Origin of the sequence: Streptomyces parvulus, from assembly GCF_014648855.1 — a bacterium.
GTDB lineage: Bacteria > Actinomycetota > Actinomycetes > Streptomycetales > Streptomycetaceae > Streptomyces > Streptomyces parvulus.
Genome location: NZ_BMRX01000010.1, coordinates 45,914 through 60,659, shown reverse-complemented (window position 1 = coordinate 60,659; position 14,746 = coordinate 45,914). Strand labels below are relative to the sequence as shown.

Below are 14,746 nucleotides of genomic sequence, written 5' to 3'. Positions count from 1 at the left end.
TTTTCGGCTCCGGACGGCGGTTTCCGGCCCTTCGCGGCCGCCCGCGGCATTTCTTGAAGTAAGCGGTCGTTAACTGGTGACTCGATGCGTCCGATCGGGCATACTCACAGCGCACAGCCGCTGGTCAGCCGCTTCCGCGACCCGGGAGTGCAAGCATCGGCCAGGCCCGAACGACCCGGCGGACCCGCCTCCACCCAAGGCGCGCACCCGCCGTTGCGCCCGACAGGGAGGAGAGCGTCGCCATGCCCGACCGCGCCCCGCAGCCGGTGGACCGGCAACTGCCCACGGACGAGGCACGGGATCTGATCTCACTCGTCCGCGACATCGCGCAGCGTGAGATCGCCCCGAGCGCGGCCGAGGAGGAGGACGCCGGACGCTTTCCGCGCGAAGTCTTCGCCCTGCTCTCCGAATCCGGCCTGCTCGGCCTGCCCTACGACGCCCAGTCGGGCGGCGGCGAGCAGCCGTACGAGGTCTACCTCCAGGTCCTGGAGGAGTTCGCCGCCGCCCGGCTCACCGTCGGCCTCGGCGTCAGCGTCCACACCCTCGCCTGCTACGCGCTGGCCGCCTACGGCACCAAGGAGCAGCAGGCCGACCACCTGCCCGCCATGCTCGGCGGCGGTCTGCTCGGCGCCTACTGCCTCTCCGAGCCCGCCTCGGGTTCGGACGCCGCCTCGCTGCGCACCAAGGCCGTGCGCGAGGGCGACGACTGGGTGATCGACGGCACCAAGGCCTGGATCACCCACGGCGGCGTGGCGGACTTCTACACCGTCATGGCCCGGACCGGCGAGGACGGCCCGCGCGGCATCACGGCCTTCCTGGTGCCCGCCGACGCCGAGGGGCTCAGCGCCGCGGTGCCGGAGAAGAAGATGGGGCTCAAGGGCTCACCCACCGCGCAGATCCACTTCGACGGCGTGCGGGTCCCGGACGACCGCCGGCTCGGCGACGAGGGGCAGGGCTTCGCGATCGCGCTGTCCGCGCTCGACTCGGGCCGGCTCGGCATCGCCGCCTGCGCCATCGGCGTCGCCCAGGCGGCACTGGACGAGGCGGTGGCCTACGCGGCGCAGCGGCGGCAGTTCGGCAAGCCGATCTCCGACTTCCAGGGGCTGCGCTTCATGCTGGCCGACATGGCGACCCGGATCGAGGCCGGGCGCGCGCTCTACCTGGCGGCGGCGCGACTGCGGGACGCCGGGCGCCCGTTCGCCAAGCAGGCGGCCATGGCCAAGCTCTTCTGCACCGACGCAGCGATGGCGGTCACCACCGACGCCGTGCAGGTCCTCGGCGGGTACGGCTACACCGCGGACTTCCCGGCCGAGCGGCTCATGCGCGAGGCGAAGGTGCTGCAGATCGTCGAGGGCACCAACCAGATCCAGCGCATGGTCATCGCCCGTCACCTCGCGGGTCCCGAGGGACGCTGAAGTCACCCGTGACGGTGAAGCCTCCGGTGACGCGCGAGTCGCCGGAGGCGCGGGTGTCGGCGGCGGCGAAGAAGTCCCCGAGTCCGCGCGGGGGTTCGGCGAGCCTGATCCACTCCGGGTCGTGCCGCCCCGGCAGAGTGCGGCCGCCGTCCGCCCAGGTCCGCATCAGCTCGCGGTAGATGGGCGGGTCGGGGATCTGCGGGGCCGGTGGCAGCGATCCGGCGGGCACCGGGACGAACACGCGGCGCCGACTCCCGGTCGCCGTGTACGTGTGGGTCATACCAGGGCAACGCGGCGCAGTGCGGACAGGTCACCGCCGAACGCAATCGAGCGTGCGTTCACGGCTGTCCGGTGGCCCGGACGCGAGCCCGCCGACCCGCGCCGCGGCGCCCTGGGGGGACGGGGCACGGGTGGTGGTGAACGGACCGGGCGGCGTCCCCCGAACGGGGTGCCCGGCGGCCTCAGGCCGCCTGGTCCCGCATCGCCGGCATCCGCATCGGGCGCGAGCCCGGGCCGCCGACGTGGGAGAAGGGCTGGGTCCGCCAGTCGAGGCCCAGGGGAAGCGTCAGCAGCAGGGCGGTGTCCTGCTCGTGGGGCCGGGAGGACTCGTCCGCGGGGCGCGCGTCCGTGGCCCGGCGGCCGGTGCCGGCGCAGACCGTGAGCCCGAACGGGTTCCACGGCGAGGCGCAGAGCGCGTGCTCCGGCAGTTCCCGCTCGTCCGCCAACAGCGCGATGGGCTGCGCGCAGTCCGGGCAGATCACCCGGTACATCTCGAAGGTGTCGTAGGCGTCGAGGTCCTCGTCGTAGGCGTCGGGTTCGACGCCCTCCGATACGGGCTCGACGACCGGCTGCTGCCGCTTGGACGCGGTACGACCAGGGCGCTTAAGACTCTGCATGGGATTCTCCCCCTCGGGCTGGGCCGGGACGGCACTGCGGCCTCGACCACAGCAAGCACTTCCCGCCGCCCTTCGGCGGTAACCACGCGAACATCACGGAGACCGCCCAGGCGGTGTGGTCTTCGTCACATCCCTGTCCCAGGTGTCCCGTGCGGCGGTTTTGTCCCGGCCCGGAGCGCGGCCCGCGCCCCGTCACGTCACCCACCGGACATGCCCCGGACCGCTCGGGTATCCGGGGAGATCAACCGCCCTGTAGGTTCTTGCGCCATGGAGGAGCTGGACCGACAGATCGTGCAGCTGCTCGTCAAGGACGGGCGGATGAGCTACACCGACCTGGGCAAGGCCACGGGCCTGTCCACGTCGGCCGTGCACCAGCGGGTGCGGCGGCTGGAACAGCGCGGCGTGATCCGCGGATACGCCGCGGTCGTCGACCCCGAGGCCGTCGGGCTGCCGATGACCGCCTTCATCTCCGTGAAACCCTTCGACCCCAGCGCCCCCGACGACATCGCCGACCGCCTGGCCGGCGTCCCCGAGATCGAGGCGTGCCACAGCGTGGCGGGCGACGAGAACTACATCCTCAAGGTCCGCGTCTCCACCCCGCACGAGCTGGAGGAACTGCTCGCCCGGGTGCGCTCGCTCGCGGGTGTGTCGACCCGGACCACGGTGGTGCTCTCCACGCCGTACGAGGCCCGCCCGCCGCGCGTCTGATCCCCGGGCCGCGCGCCCGCCCGGGTGGCCGCCCCGCGTGCCGGTCGGCGCCCGCGAGGGGCGAGACTGGTGCCCATGAGTGAGTCCACCGCCCCGCCCTCGACCGTCCTGCTGCGCCGCGGCGAGGTCCACAGTCCCGCCGACCCCTTCGCCACCGCCATGGTCGTCGAGCACGGCCAGGTCGCCTGGGTCGGCTCCGAGGGCGCCGCGGACGCCTTCGCGGACGGCGTCGACGAGGTGGTCGACCTGGACGGCGCACTCGTCACCCCCGCGTTCACCGACGCACACGTGCACACCACCGCGACCGGCCTCGCCCTCACCGGCCTGGACCTCTCCGCGGCCCCCAGCCGCGAGGCCGCCCTCGCCCTGGTGCGGGACTTCGCCGCCGCCCGCCCGGACGACCGGGTCCTCCTCGGCCACGGCTGGGACGCCTCCCGCTGGCCCGACGGCACCGCGCCCACCCGCGCCGAACTCGACCGCGCCACCGGCGGCAGGCCCCTCTATCTCAGCCGCATCGACGTCCACTCGGCCGTCGTCACCACCGCCCTGCTCGACCTGACCCCGGGCTCGGCCGCCCGCGTGGACGGTCCGCTCACCGGCGACGACCACCACGCGGTACGCGCCGCCGCGCTCGGCGCCGTCACCCCGGCCCAGCGCACCGCGGCCCAGCGCGCGGCCCTGGCGCACGCCGCCTCCCTCGGCATCGGAACCGTTCACGAATGCGCAGGGCCGGACATCTCCTCGGAGGACGACCTCACCGGTCTGCTGCGCCTGTCGGCCGAGGAGCCCGGCCCGCGGGTGATCGGCTACTGGGCCGAGCAGGACGTCGACAAGGCGCGGGACCTGGGCGCGGTCGGTGCGGCCGGCGACCTCTTCGTCGACGGCTCCCTCGGCTCGCACACCGCCTGCCTGCACCAGCCGTACGCCGACGCCGCCCACACCGGCACCGCCCACCTGGACGCCGCCGCGGTCGCCGCGCACGTCGTCGCCTGCACCGAGGCCGGGCTCCAGGCGGGCTTCCACGCCATCGGCGACGCCGCCGTGGCCACCGTCGTCGAGGGCGTCCGCGCCGCCGCCGACAAGGCCGGCCTCGCCCGGCTGCGCGCCGCCCGCCACCGCGTCGAACACGCCGAGATGCTCACCCCGGAGACCGTCGCGGCCTTCGCCGAACTGGGGCTGACCGCCTCCGTCCAGCCGGCCTTCGACGCGCTATGGGGGGGCGAGGACGGCATGTACGCGCGGCGGCTGGGAGCGGACCGGGCCCGCACGCTCAACCCCTTCTCGGCCCTGCTGCGCGCGGGCGTCCCGCTCGCCTTCGGCTCCGACAGCCCGGTCACCCCGCTGGACCCGTGGGGCACCGTCCGGGCCGCCGCCTTCCACCGCACGCCGGAGCACCGGGTCTCCGTGCGCGCGGCGTTCACCGCGCACACGCGCGGAGGCTGGCGGGCGGTCGGCCGGGACGACGCGGGCGTGCTGGTGCCGGGCGCACCCGCCGACTACGCCGTCTGGCGCACCGGCGAACTCGTGGTCCAGGCCCCGGACGACCGGGTCGCCCGCTGGTCCACCGACCCGCGCTCCGGCACCCCGGGCCTGCCCGACCTGACCCCGGGCCGGGACCTGCCGGTCTGCCTGCGCACCGTGGTCGGCGGCCGCACCGTGTTCGTAGGGCCGGGCGAGTGATCTCCACGGCCGACGGGGCGATGATCTTCTCCCGGGTGCGACCTGCGCATCCTCGGCGCTGACCTGGGCTTTGACGCGAAAGACGCAGGTCGAACGACTGTTGACAGGCTGCGGCCGTGGGCCGGTAGGTTCGGCCGGGTCCACCACCGGACGCCCGACGGGGGAACCTTCCGCACACCGTCGAGGCGCCGCTGAGTCAGGGACGGTGTGCCGCTCCGGTCCACCGCCACTGGCAGCCAGGCTCAGCGCTCGCGCCACGACGAGGGAACGTTCCGGCCGCTCGGGAGGTGTGACCCCGGGTGGGGCCCGGGCGCTCAGTAGACAACGGCTCTAGGTCGACCCGCAGCCAGCGGGCCCCAGGTCGGCCCGAAGGGCGCCGGGCCCCCATCCGCCGCGCAAACGGCCCGAATCGACCATCCCTACCCCGCTCCCGGGAAAGCGACACCACCGTACGCACGTCCTGTCACGTCGGCGCAGGCGACGGCGATTAAGGTGGTGCTCTGCGTACGGACACGAAGGGGCAGTGGTGAACGACGGCGACGGGACGCCCGCGGAAGCGGGGCAGGGGAGGCGGTTCGGCCCCCTGGGCACGGTCCTGGTGATCATCCCGACCTACAACGAGGCGGAGAACATCAAGGCGATCGTCGCGCGCGTGCGCGAGGCGGTCCCCGAGGCCCACGTGCTCGTGGCCGACGACAACAGCCCCGACGGCACCGGCAAGCTCGCCGACGAGCTGGCGGCGGCCGACGACCACGTCCAGGTCCTGCACCGCAAGGGCAAGGAGGGGCTGGGCGCCGCCTACCTCGCGGGCTTCCGCTGGGGCCTGGAGCACGGCTACGGCGTGCTGGTCGAGATGGACGCCGACGGCTCCCACCAGCCCGAGGAGCTGCCCCGCCTGCTGACCGCCCTCAAGGGGGCTGACCTGGTGCTCGGCTCCCGCTGGGTGCCCGGCGGCCGGGTGGTGAACTGGCCCAGGTCCCGCGAGATCATCTCCCGCGGCGGCAGCATGTACTCGCGGCTGGCGCTGGATCTGCCGCTGCGCGACATCACCGGCGGCTACCGCGCCTTCCGCGCCGAGACCCTGGAGGGGCTCGGCCTGGAGGAGGTCGCCTCCCAGGGCTACTGCTTCCAGGTCGACCTCGCCCGTCGGGCGATCAAGGCCGGGTACCACGTCGTCGAGGTGCCGATCACGTTCGTCGAGCGAGAGCACGGCGACTCCAAGATGAGCCGCGACATCCTCGTCGAAGCGCTGTGGCGGGTCACCACCTGGGGCGTGGGGGAGAGGGTCGGCAAGGTCCTGGGACGCGACCGGCAGCCCGGTGTGCCGGACCGGTCGGCCGCGAAGGCCGACAAGTCGACACAGGCGTCGGACAGGAACGCCTGATCGTCCCCTTACGCCGCACTGAGCCGGGGCCAGGCACACTGGGGGTATGACGACTGGCGCCCAGACCCCCAGGTCCCCCGCCCGGCCTCCGCGCTCCCGGCTGCGCACCTTCCTGCCGCTCGCCGTCGCCGCCTGGCTCGTCCTGGAGATCTGGCTGCTGACCGTGGTGGCCGGGGCGTCCAGCGGCTTCGTGGTCTTTCTGCTGCTGGTCGCGGGCGTCGTCCTCGGCTCCGTGGTCATCAAGGCGGCGGGCCGCCGGGCCTTCCGGAACCTCACGGAGACGCTTCAGCAGCAGCAGTCCGGCGCGCCGCCGCGGCCCCGCGCGAACAGCGAGGGCAACGGGCTGATGATGCTGGGCGGGCTGCTCCTGATCCTGCCCGGTCTGATCTCGGACGCGCTCGGCCTGCTGATGCTGCTGCCGCCGGTGCAGAAGGTGGTCAGCCGCTCCGCGCAGCGCACGGTGGAGCGCAGGATGCGCGACGCCGGCCCCGGCACCCTGGGTGACGCCTTCCGTCAGGCCCGGATGCACCGTCCGGACGGCAAGGTGGTCCAGGGCGAGGTCATCCGCGACGAGCCGGGTGACGCGCCGCAGGACCCCCGCCCGCCGCTGACCCACTGAGCACACCGGGGACGCGGGGCCGGGCCGGTCCCGCGTCCGGGCGCACCAAAACCGCGGGTGCCGCACGTGGAGTCCACGTGCGGCACCCGCGGTGTTCGGTTGTGTCGCCTACGGATTGCCGTTAGGCACTCTTGCGGCTGTCTCGCGGATGTACCGCGATGTTCATCGCGCCGGAGCGCAGCACGGCCAGCCGCTCTTCGAGGACCTCTTCGAGTTCCTCGCGAGTGCGCCGTTCCATCAGCATGTCCCAGTGCGTACGCGCGGGCTTGGCCTTCTTCTCCTCAGGGCCGTCGCCGTCCACCAGGAGTGCCTGGGCCCCGCAGACCTTGCACTCCCACTCCGGCGGAATCTCCGCCTCGACCGAGAAGGGCATCTCGAACCGGTGCCCCTTCTCGCATGCGTACTCCACGGCCTGGCGCGGGGCCAGGTCGATGCCGCGGTCCGTCTCGTAGCTGGTCACCACGAGGCGCGTGCCGCGAAGAGCTCGCTCACTCATGAATCGTGCCTCCCGGGCTTGTCGCCCACAGGACAGGTGTCGCTGTCGTCGTCATCCGGTCAACGTCCGGGCGGCGGTAAAGATTCCCGTCCCGACTTGCGATCCGGGCCTGCGTCGCCGTCGCAGCCGCAGCCTTGCAACCAGTGCAGTACCCGCCGACGTCCGGTTTGTCACCTCTGGCAACAGATGTGACATAGCGTTTCGGCACCTTTGACGCGCAGTAACGGTCCGCCTGGCAGGCCAAACGCGTACACTACAGCGCTTTCGCGCCGAGTGCTAAATCCTTTCGGGTACCGGGTTGCCCGCGTCGCCGATCGCACGCCGTACCGGTACCCGCGCGAGCAGGACGAATCCGATCACGAAGAAGGCCACCAGCGAGATGATGGCGTCCCGGTAGCTCCCGGTCAGCTGGTAGGTGAGGCCGAAGAGCAGCGGCCCGAGCCAGCTCATCCCGCGGTCGCTCAGCTCGTACGCCGAGAAGTACTCGGCCTCCTTGCCGGGCGGTACCAGGTGGGAGAAGAGCGAGCGGGACAGCGCCTGGCTGCCGCCGAGGACCAGCCCGATCCCCGCGGCCAGCACGAAGAACCACACGGGCGCGCCGGCCGGCAGGAAGTACCCGGCGGCCAGGGTCAGGGTCCAGGCCACCAGCGACCCGAGGATCGTCCGCTTGGCCCCGTAGGTCCTGGCCAGCCGCCCCAGCGCCAGCGCCCCCGCCACCGCGAGCACCTGCACCAGCAGCACCGCCACGATCAGGGTCGACTGCCCGAGGCCCAGCTCCTCGGAGCCGTACACCGACGCCTGGGTGATCACGGTCTGGATGCCGTCGTTGTAGACGAGGTACGCCAGCAGGAAGGCGAGTGTCAGCGGGTGGCGCCGCATGTCGCGGACCGTCGCCGCGAGCTGCTTCCAGCCGGTCGCCGCCGACCGGTGCGCGGGAGCCCCGCGGTCGCGGAGCCTGCGCAGGGGGATCAGGGCGAAGGCGCCCCACCACAGTCCCGCCGACGCCAGGCAGATCCGGACCGCGGCGCTCTCACTGAGCCCGAAGGAGTCGTGGGCGGTGTAGAGGACCAGGTTCGCGATCAGGACCAGGGCCCCGGCCGCGTATCCGAAGGCCCACCCGCGCGAGGAGACCGCGTCGCGCTCCTCGGGCGGCGCGATCTGCGGCAGGTAGGAGTTGTAGAGCATCATCGCCACGGACTGCGCCGCGTTGGCGACGACCAGCAGCAGGCCGCCCAGCAGGTAGCGGTCGCCGTCCAGGAAGAACATGGCGGTGGTGGCCGCCGCGCCGGTGTACGCGGCGGCGGCCAGCAGGGGCTTCTTGCGGCCCGAGCGGTCGGCGGCGGCCCCTACCAGGGGCATCACCACGACCGCCACGATCACCGAGAGGGAGACCGAGTACGCGAAGAAGGACCCCGCGCGCACCGGTATCCCGAGCGGGTGGACGTAGCCGTCACCGTCCGCGGCGGACTCGGCGACCGACGTCAGGTACGGCCCCAGGAACACGGTGAGCACGCTCGTCGAGTAGACCGAGCACGCCCAGTCGTAGAAGTACCAGCCGCGCTGCTCGCGCCGTCGGCCGGCGGCTCCGTCGGCCGCGTCCGTCCGCAGGGTGTCGGTGCCCACCCGTGCCTCGCCTCCCCGTAGCGCACCGTCCCCGGGCGGCCGGCCGGGACTCAGACCCAGACGCCGCGCTCCTCCATGACCTTGCGCAGTGTGTCGATGTGATCGGTCATGATGCCATCCACTCCCAGGTCCAGGAGCCGGTGCATGCGGTCCGGATCGTTCACCGTCCAGACGTGCACCTGGAGGCCGCGCGCGTGGGCGGCGGCGAGGAATCGGCGGTCGACCACCCGGACGCCCGACTGGGTCTCCGGGACCTGGGCCGCCACCGGCGAGCGGCGCGGGCCGGCCGGGACGCCCCAGGAGCGCAACCGCAGCCCGAGGACGCCGCGGACGCCGTACGAGGTGGCCAGGCGGGGGCCGGCCAGCCGCTGGGCGCGCACCACGCGTGCCTCCGAGAACGAGCCGACGCAGACCCGGTCCCAGGCGTTCGTCCGCCCGATCAGCTCCAGGAGGGGCGCCAGCGCGGGCTCCGCCTTGACGTCGACGTTCCAGCGCACCTCGGGGAAGGCCTCCAGCAGCTCCTCGAAGAGGGGCACCGGTTCCTCGCCCGCCACGCGCGCTTGCCGCACCCGATTCCAGGGGAGGTCGGCGATCCGTCCCGCGCCGTCGGTCACCCGGTCCAGGGTCGCGTCGTGGAAGGCGACGAGCCTGCCGTCCCGCGTGGCGTGGACGTCGGTCTCGATGTACCGGTAGCCCGCCTCGACGGCGCGCCGGAACTGCCGCAGCGTGTTCTCCAGGCCGTCCGCCGATCCGCCCCGGTGGGCGAAGGGGATCGGGCCCGGGTGGTCCAGATAGGGGTGGCGGGGGCGGGGTATCGGGGTGGTCACCGACGCAGTATCGCGCGCCGGGGTTCACCGGCGGCAACCACCGTGCTGCCGGAAGATGCCGGGTGGACGGCGAAGACGCGCAGGAACACCTGGGCGAGCGGGCCGATCGACAGCGCGTACAGCAGCGTGCCGACGCCGACCGTGCCGCCGAGGGCGAAGCCGGTGGCCACGACGGTGATCTCGACGGCCGTACGCACCAGGCGCACCGACAGCCCCGTGCGCCGGTTCAGGCCGGTCATCAGACCGTCGCGCGGGCCCGGACCGAACCGCGCGGCGATGTACAGCCCGGTCGCCGCCCCGTTCAGGACGATCGCCGCCACCATCGCGGCGATGCGCAGGGGGAGGCCCTCGGCGTCCGGCAGCACGGCCAGCGTCGCGTCCATCGCGGCGCCGATCACCAGCACGTTGGACACCGTGCCCAGGCCCGGCCGCTGGCGCAGCGGGATCCACAGGAGCAGCACGGCGGCGCCCAGCACCGTCAGCACCACGCCCATCGACAGGCCCGTGCGTTCCGCCACTCCCTGGTGCAGCACGTTCCACGGCTCCAGGCCGAGGCCGGAGCGGACCAGCAGGGCCGAACTCGCGCCGTAGAGCACGAGTCCGCCGTAGAGCTGGGTCAACCGACGGGTGAGGTGCCGGTGCCGGATCCCGGCCTGCCTGGACACGATCTGCCCCCTAAGTGGTGGTAGTGGCCTGCTGCATGACACCCTGTGGCTTGAGAAGCAGAGGCAACTATGGCCAATTCCGGGAAGGTGGACTGATTTCCATGACGCAGTGGACTTCAGCCGTGGGGGCCGGTCAGCTCGCCCGGCTGCTCGGCTCCCAGCAGGACCGCCCCGCCGGGCCCGGCACCCGCCGCCCGCCCGCCTACCGCGCGCTCGCCGACGGCATCCGGCTGCTGGTCCTGGAGGGCCGGGTACCGGTCGCCGCGCGGCTGCCCGCCGAACGCGAGCTGGCCCTCGCCCTGACGGTCAGCCGCACCACCGTCGCCGCCGCCTACGAGGCGCTGCGCGCGGAGGGCTTCCTGGAGTCGCGGCGCGGCGCGGGCAGCTGGACCGCCGTGCCGGCCGGGAACCCGCTCCCGGCCCGCGGACTGGAGCCGCTGCCGCCCGAGGCCCTCGGTTCGATGATCGACCTGGGCTGCGCGGCGCTCCCCGCGCCCGAGCCCTGGCTGACCCGCGCCGTGCAGGGTGCCCTGGAGGAGCTGCCGCCGTACGCGCACACGCACGGCGACTATCCGGCCGGACTGCCCGCCCTGCGCGCCATGATCGCCGAGCGGTACACCGCGCGGGGCATCCCCACCATGCCCGAGCAGATCATGGTGACCACGGGGGCGATGGGCGCGATCGACGCCATCTGCCACCTCTTCGGCGGCCGCGGGGAGCGCATCGCCGTGGAGTCCCCCTCCTACGCCAACATCCTCCAGCTGATGCGCGAGGCGGGCGCCCGGCTCGTGCCCGTCGCGATGGCCGAGGGGCTGACCGGATGGGACGTCGACCGCTGGCGCCAGGTGCTGCGCGATGCCGCCCCGCGCGTCGCCTACGTCGTCGCCGACTTCCACAACCCCACCGGAGCCCTCGCCGACGACGACCAGCGGCGCCGGCTCGTGGACGCGGCCCGGTCGGCCGGCACCGTGCTCGTGGCCGACGAGACGATGAGCGAGCTGTGGCTGGACGACGACGTCGAGATGCCGCGTCCGGTGTGCGCCTTCGACCCGGCCGGGTCCACCGTCGTCACGGTCGGTTCGGCCAGTAAGGCCTTCTGGGCCGGGATGCGCATCGGCTGGGTCCGCGCCGCGCCGGACGTCATCCGCAGCCTGGTCGCCGCGCGCGCCTACGCCGACCTGGGCACGCCCGTACTGGAGCAGCTGGCCGTGAACTGGCTGTTCAGCACCGGCGGCTGGGAGCAGGCCGTCACGGTGCGCCGGGAGCAGGCCAGGCAGAACCGGGACGAGCTGGTGGCGGCCGTACGGGGCGCGCTGCCGGACTGGGAGTTCGAGGTGCCGCGGGGCGGCCTCACCCTGTGGGTGCGCACCGGCGGCCTGTCCGGCTCCCGGCTCGCGGAGGCGGGGGAGCGGGTGGGCGTGCGGGTCCCGTCCGGTCCGCGCTTCGGCGTCGACGGTGCCTTCGAGGGGTACGTCCGGCTGCCGTTCACCGTCGGCGGCGCGGTGGCCGAGGAGGCGGCGGTCCGGCTGGCCGCGGCGGCGCGGCTGGTGGAGAGCGGCGGGGCCGGGAGCGGCGGCGAGCCTCCGCGGACTTTCGTGGCGTAGCGGGAGGCGGCCACGGATGGGGTGCGGCGGGCGGCCGGGGCGCGGCGATGGGTCGCTCCGCCCCGGCCGGCGCCTCAGGAACCCTCCGCCGCGGCGGCCTTGACGGGGACCGGCTCCACGGGAGCCGGGTCGCCCGCCGCCTCCGGCACGCCCGGTGCGCCCGGCACCGCCGTGAACTCCGGTGTCCCCGTACCCCGCGTCGTCTCCCCGGCCGGGGGCTCCGGCGCGTGGGCCGCCGGTCCGCTGTCGTCCGGCGGGTCCTGCTCGGCCCCGCTCCGGGCCGGCGGGTCCTGCTTCGCCATCGACACCGGCTCGGGCTCCGCCGCCTCCCCGGCGGCCTCCGCCTCCGGAGGGACCGGCGCCCGCTCACCGTCCGCCGGTGTGGTGCGCGGGGGGAGGAGGTCGAGCACCGCCTGCCGGTGGGCGTCGCTCGTGGCGTCGTCGTAGGGGTCGGGGGTGGCCGGGACCTGGAGGCGGTGCACCGGTCCGTTGCCCAGGCGCGCGTACCCCCGGCCGGGGGGAACCTGGTCGACGGGCGTGGTGTGCGGGGGAGCGCCCAGCGCGGCGGTCAGTTCGTCCGCCGTGGCCGGGCCGAGCACGACCCGGGCGCGGGTGTGCTGCCGTACGCCGTCGCCTAGGCCCTCCAGGGCGTCCAGCTGGTCCGCGACGACCACGGTCACGTGTGCGGCGCGGCCGTGCCGCAGCGGGACCTGGAGCAGGGACTGCGGGTCCCTGCGGCCCTCGGCGGTGGCGAGGTGGCTGAAGGCGCTCGGGCGGTCCAGGAAGACCCACAGGGGCCGCCGGGTGTCGTCCGGCGGAGCCTGCCCCTCCTGGCGTGCCCGGTTGACCGAGATCAGCCGGCGCTCGGTCTCGGCGGCGGCCCACTCCAGGCTGGTGAGCGCTCCGGTGAGGCCGGACTCGACGGCCAGGACGCCGTCCCGGCCGACCAGGCAGGCGTACTCGCCGGTGCCGCCGCCGTCGACGATCAGCAGGTCGCCGTGGTGCAGCGCCTGGAGGGCGATCGAGCGCAGCAGGGTGGAGGTGCCGGTGCCGGGCTGGCCCAGGACCAGCAGGTGGGGTTCGGTCGAGCGGACGCCGGTGCGCCAGACGACCGGCGGGACGTCGCGCCGCTCCTCGCCGTGGGTGAGCGGGAGCGTGCGCTGGACCCGGGTCGGGTCGGTGAAGCCGAGGACGGTCTCGCCGGGCGCGGTGACGAATCGCTGGGCGGCGATGTCGGTGGGGAGCGCCGGGAGCACGTCGACGGAGAGGTGGTTGGCCTCCTCGTCCCACGTGAAGTGGTACTCGCGGCCCCGGCCGGACTTCGCGGTGAGCAGGTGCTCGATGCGGGACCGGGCGCCGGCCTCACCGTCGGTGAAGTAGGCGGGGTAGCGGATCACCAGGTGGGTGAAGCGGCCGCCGTCGTCGAACTCGTAGGCCGGGAACGCCTTCTCCCACGCGCCGCCGTGGGCGTAGAGGGGGTCGGGGTCCTCAGCCAGCGAGAAGTACGGGACCAGGGCCTCGTAGAGGGACTGGAGGCGCTGGGTCTGGGAGTCGTCGGGGCCCTCGGGCTCGGGCGGGGTGCGGTCCCTGCCCTGCCAGGCTGCCGCCGCCATCAGGGCGATGACGGCGAGCAGCGGGCCGTACGGCACGAGCGCCACGACCAGGACCACCGAGGCCGCCAGGAACAGCAGCGCACCGCGGCGGTCCTTGGGGGTCTCGGTCCATTTGCGCCGCCCGGCTGCGGCCAGCCTGCGCAGGCCGCGGCCGATCGTGATCAGCGGCTGGAGGACGTCGGTGGCGCTGTCGGCCGCCGTCCGGGCCAGCTCCCGGCTCCGGGCGAGCTGTGCGCCGCCGTTGCTCAGAATGCGGGGGAGGGGCCGCCGGGCCACTGCTGCCTCCTGGAAGTGCGTACGTGAGGGGGGTCGGGTGGGTGAGGGGGCGTCAGAACTTGATTCCGCCGAGCAGCCCCGCCAGGCTCTCGCCGCCCGCCTTGATGCTCGGGGCGATGGCCGTGCTCGCGAGATAGAACCCGAACAGGACCGCGACGAGCGCGTGCGAGGCCTTGAGGCCGTCCTTGCGGAAGAAGATGAAGACGACGATGCCGAGCAGGACCACGCCTGAGATCGAGAGGATCATTGAGTTCTCCTGGTTCACGGGGACAGTCACCATGAGTACTTCCAGGCTCACAGCATGTATCCATACGATAAAAGGTGCAAATGGGGGAAATTCGGCAGAAATCCCACGATTGGCGGCGTGTTTGCTGGGCCGGACGAGTGGCACGCGAGCCAGTACCCTGGCGATTCACCCGCACGGCGGCACCGCTCGCCGCCGTACGTGGCAGTACCCGGGAGTACCCAGTCAGTCCCCGCAGTCCCCAACGTTCGCAGTGAGAGGCGGTCCGGCCGATGAGTGAAGCCCCCGACCCCGAGGTCGTGGAGCTGGCGACCAAGATCTTCGATCTGGCCCGGCAGGGGCGGACCGAGGAGCTGGTGGCCTACGTGGACGCCGGCGTGCCGGCCGATCTCACCAACGACCGCGGGGACTGTCTCGTCATGCTCGCCGCCTACCACGGCCACGCCGAGGCGGTACGCGCCCTGCTGGACCGCGGCGCCGACGCGGACCGGGTCAACGACCGGGGGCAGACCCCGCTCGCCGGAGCGGTATTCAAGGGCGAGACGGACGTGACGAAGGCGCTCCTGGAGGCCGGCGCGGACCCGGCCGCCGGTACCCCGTCGGCCGTCGACACGGCGCGGATGTTCGGCCGTACGGACCTGCTGGAGCTGTTCGGCGCGCAGTGAGCGGACGCCGGACCGGAACCCAAGCGGATCC

15 protein-coding genes are annotated in these 14,746 nt (G+C 73.7%); 7 read left to right on the top strand and 8 right to left on the bottom strand.

All coding sequences use genetic code 11. From position 1 onward, the window contains the following. Positions 1 to 242: 242 nt before the first annotated feature. Complete coding sequence (locus tag IE108_RS20520; RefSeq protein WP_064726859.1) at positions 243 to 1,415, top strand: acyl-CoA dehydrogenase family protein; 1,173 nt, start codon at positions 243 to 245, stop codon at positions 1,413 to 1,415. Here the strand turns inward: IE108_RS20520 and IE108_RS20515 are convergent. Beyond that, positions 1,378 to 1,695, bottom strand: a complete 318-nt coding sequence (locus tag IE108_RS20515) for a hypothetical protein (RefSeq protein WP_064726858.1) — start codon at positions 1,693 to 1,695, stop codon at positions 1,378 to 1,380. The two genes, IE108_RS20520 and IE108_RS20515, sit on opposite strands and share 38 nt — an antisense overlap. Positions 1,696 to 1,876: 181 nt before the next feature. Continuing rightward, the gene (locus IE108_RS20510) at positions 1,877 to 2,311 is read right to left on the bottom strand and encodes a hypothetical protein (protein WP_064726857.1); all 435 of its coding nucleotides are present in this window, start codon (positions 2,309 to 2,311) and stop codon (positions 1,877 to 1,879) included. A 267-nt stretch (positions 2,312 to 2,578) separates the two neighbouring features. On the opposite strand from IE108_RS20510, the gene IE108_RS20505 reads away from it, so the two are divergent. From IE108_RS20505 to fxsA, 4 genes are all read left to right on the top strand, one after another. Continuing rightward, a complete protein-coding gene (locus tag IE108_RS20505) occupies positions 2,579 to 3,019 on the top strand; it encodes an Lrp/AsnC family transcriptional regulator (protein WP_019325021.1) in 441 nt (146 codons plus the stop codon). 75 nt (positions 3,020 to 3,094) lie between these two features. Next, positions 3,095 to 4,699 (top strand): amidohydrolase, encoded by a 1,605-nt coding sequence (locus IE108_RS20500; protein WP_064726856.1) that lies wholly within the window; start codon positions 3,095 to 3,097, stop codon positions 4,697 to 4,699. Between the two features lie 526 nt (positions 4,700 to 5,225). Beyond that, positions 5,226 to 6,083, top strand: coding sequence for a polyprenol monophosphomannose synthase (locus IE108_RS20495; protein WP_064731670.1), 858 nt, complete (start codon positions 5,226 to 5,228; stop codon positions 6,081 to 6,083). 46 nt (positions 6,084 to 6,129) lie between these two features. Next, positions 6,130 to 6,702 (top strand): FxsA family membrane protein, encoded by a 573-nt coding sequence (gene fxsA / locus IE108_RS20490; RefSeq protein WP_064726855.1) that lies wholly within the window; start codon positions 6,130 to 6,132, stop codon positions 6,700 to 6,702. A gap of 121 nt (positions 6,703 to 6,823) precedes the next feature. On the opposite strand, the gene IE108_RS20485 is transcribed toward fxsA, so the two are convergent. The 4 genes from IE108_RS20485 to yczE all read right to left on the bottom strand — a co-directional run bounded on the left by IE108_RS20485 (position 6,824) and on the right by yczE (position 10,316). After that, positions 6,824 to 7,198, bottom strand: a complete 375-nt coding sequence (locus IE108_RS20485; protein ID WP_003977404.1) for an RNA polymerase-binding protein RbpA — start codon at positions 7,196 to 7,198, stop codon at positions 6,824 to 6,826. 276 nt (positions 7,199 to 7,474) lie between these two features. Continuing rightward, positions 7,475 to 8,821 (bottom strand): MFS transporter, encoded by a 1,347-nt coding sequence (locus tag IE108_RS20480; protein ID WP_064726854.1) that lies wholly within the window; start codon positions 8,819 to 8,821, stop codon positions 7,475 to 7,477. A 50-nt stretch (positions 8,822 to 8,871) separates the two neighbouring features. Beyond that, positions 8,872 to 9,648: a glycerophosphodiester phosphodiesterase family protein gene (locus IE108_RS20475; protein WP_064726853.1), complete on the bottom strand. Its 777-nt coding sequence runs from the start codon at positions 9,646 to 9,648 to the stop codon at positions 8,872 to 8,874. Continuing rightward, positions 9,645 to 10,316: a membrane protein YczE gene (yczE, locus tag IE108_RS20470; protein WP_064731669.1), complete on the bottom strand. Its 672-nt coding sequence runs from the start codon at positions 10,314 to 10,316 to the stop codon at positions 9,645 to 9,647. The genes IE108_RS20475 and yczE overlap by 4 nt, the downstream gene beginning before the upstream one ends. A gap of 98 nt (positions 10,317 to 10,414) precedes the next feature. Here yczE and IE108_RS20465 point away from each other — a divergent pair, with 98 nt between their 5' ends. Continuing rightward, positions 10,415 to 11,917, top strand: a complete 1,503-nt coding sequence (locus IE108_RS20465; protein WP_064726852.1) for an SCO1417 family PLP biosynthesis transcription factor — start codon at positions 10,415 to 10,417, stop codon at positions 11,915 to 11,917. A 74-nt stretch (positions 11,918 to 11,991) separates the two neighbouring features. Here IE108_RS20465 and IE108_RS20460 read toward each other — a convergent pair whose 3' ends face one another. Together IE108_RS20460 and IE108_RS20455 are read right to left on the bottom strand one after the other, a co-directional pair. Next, positions 11,992 to 13,806 carry a P-loop NTPase family protein gene (locus IE108_RS20460; RefSeq protein ID WP_064726851.1) on the bottom strand — a complete coding sequence of 605 codons (1,815 nt, stop codon included), beginning with the start codon at positions 13,804 to 13,806 and terminating at the stop codon, positions 11,992 to 11,994. Between the two features lie 52 nt (positions 13,807 to 13,858). Then, complete coding sequence (locus tag IE108_RS20455; protein WP_003977410.1) at positions 13,859 to 14,053, bottom strand: hypothetical protein; 195 nt, start codon at positions 14,051 to 14,053, stop codon at positions 13,859 to 13,861. A gap of 269 nt (positions 14,054 to 14,322) precedes the next feature. On the opposite strand from IE108_RS20455, the gene IE108_RS20450 reads away from it, so the two are divergent. After that, the gene (locus tag IE108_RS20450) at positions 14,323 to 14,715 is read left to right on the top strand and encodes an ankyrin repeat domain-containing protein (protein WP_064726850.1); all 393 of its coding nucleotides are present in this window, start codon (positions 14,323 to 14,325) and stop codon (positions 14,713 to 14,715) included. Positions 14,716 to 14,746: the final 31 nt, after the last annotated feature.

Coding starts and splice junctions, on each gene's coding strand:
- IE108_RS20520 (WP_064726859.1), top strand. CDS start 243: ATGCCCGACCGCGCCCCGCAGCCGGTGGACCGGCAACTGCCCACGGAC.
- IE108_RS20515 (WP_064726858.1), bottom strand. CDS start 1,695: ATGACCCACACGTACACGGCGACCGGGAGTCGGCGCCGCGTGTTCGTC.
- IE108_RS20510 (WP_064726857.1), bottom strand. CDS start 2,311: ATGCAGAGTCTTAAGCGCCCTGGTCGTACCGCGTCCAAGCGGCAGCAG.
- IE108_RS20505 (WP_019325021.1), top strand. CDS start 2,579: ATGGAGGAGCTGGACCGACAGATCGTGCAGCTGCTCGTCAAGGACGGG.
- IE108_RS20500 (WP_064726856.1), top strand. CDS start 3,095: ATGAGTGAGTCCACCGCCCCGCCCTCGACCGTCCTGCTGCGCCGCGGC.
- fxsA (WP_064726855.1), top strand. CDS start 6,130: ATGACGACTGGCGCCCAGACCCCCAGGTCCCCCGCCCGGCCTCCGCGC.
- IE108_RS20485 (WP_003977404.1), bottom strand. CDS start 7,198: ATGAGTGAGCGAGCTCTTCGCGGCACGCGCCTCGTGGTGACCAGCTAC.
- IE108_RS20465 (WP_064726852.1), top strand. CDS start 10,415: ATGACGCAGTGGACTTCAGCCGTGGGGGCCGGTCAGCTCGCCCGGCTG.
- IE108_RS20455 (WP_003977410.1), bottom strand. CDS start 14,053: ATGATCCTCTCGATCTCAGGCGTGGTCCTGCTCGGCATCGTCGTCTTC.
- IE108_RS20450 (WP_064726850.1), top strand. CDS start 14,323: ATGAGTGAAGCCCCCGACCCCGAGGTCGTGGAGCTGGCGACCAAGATC.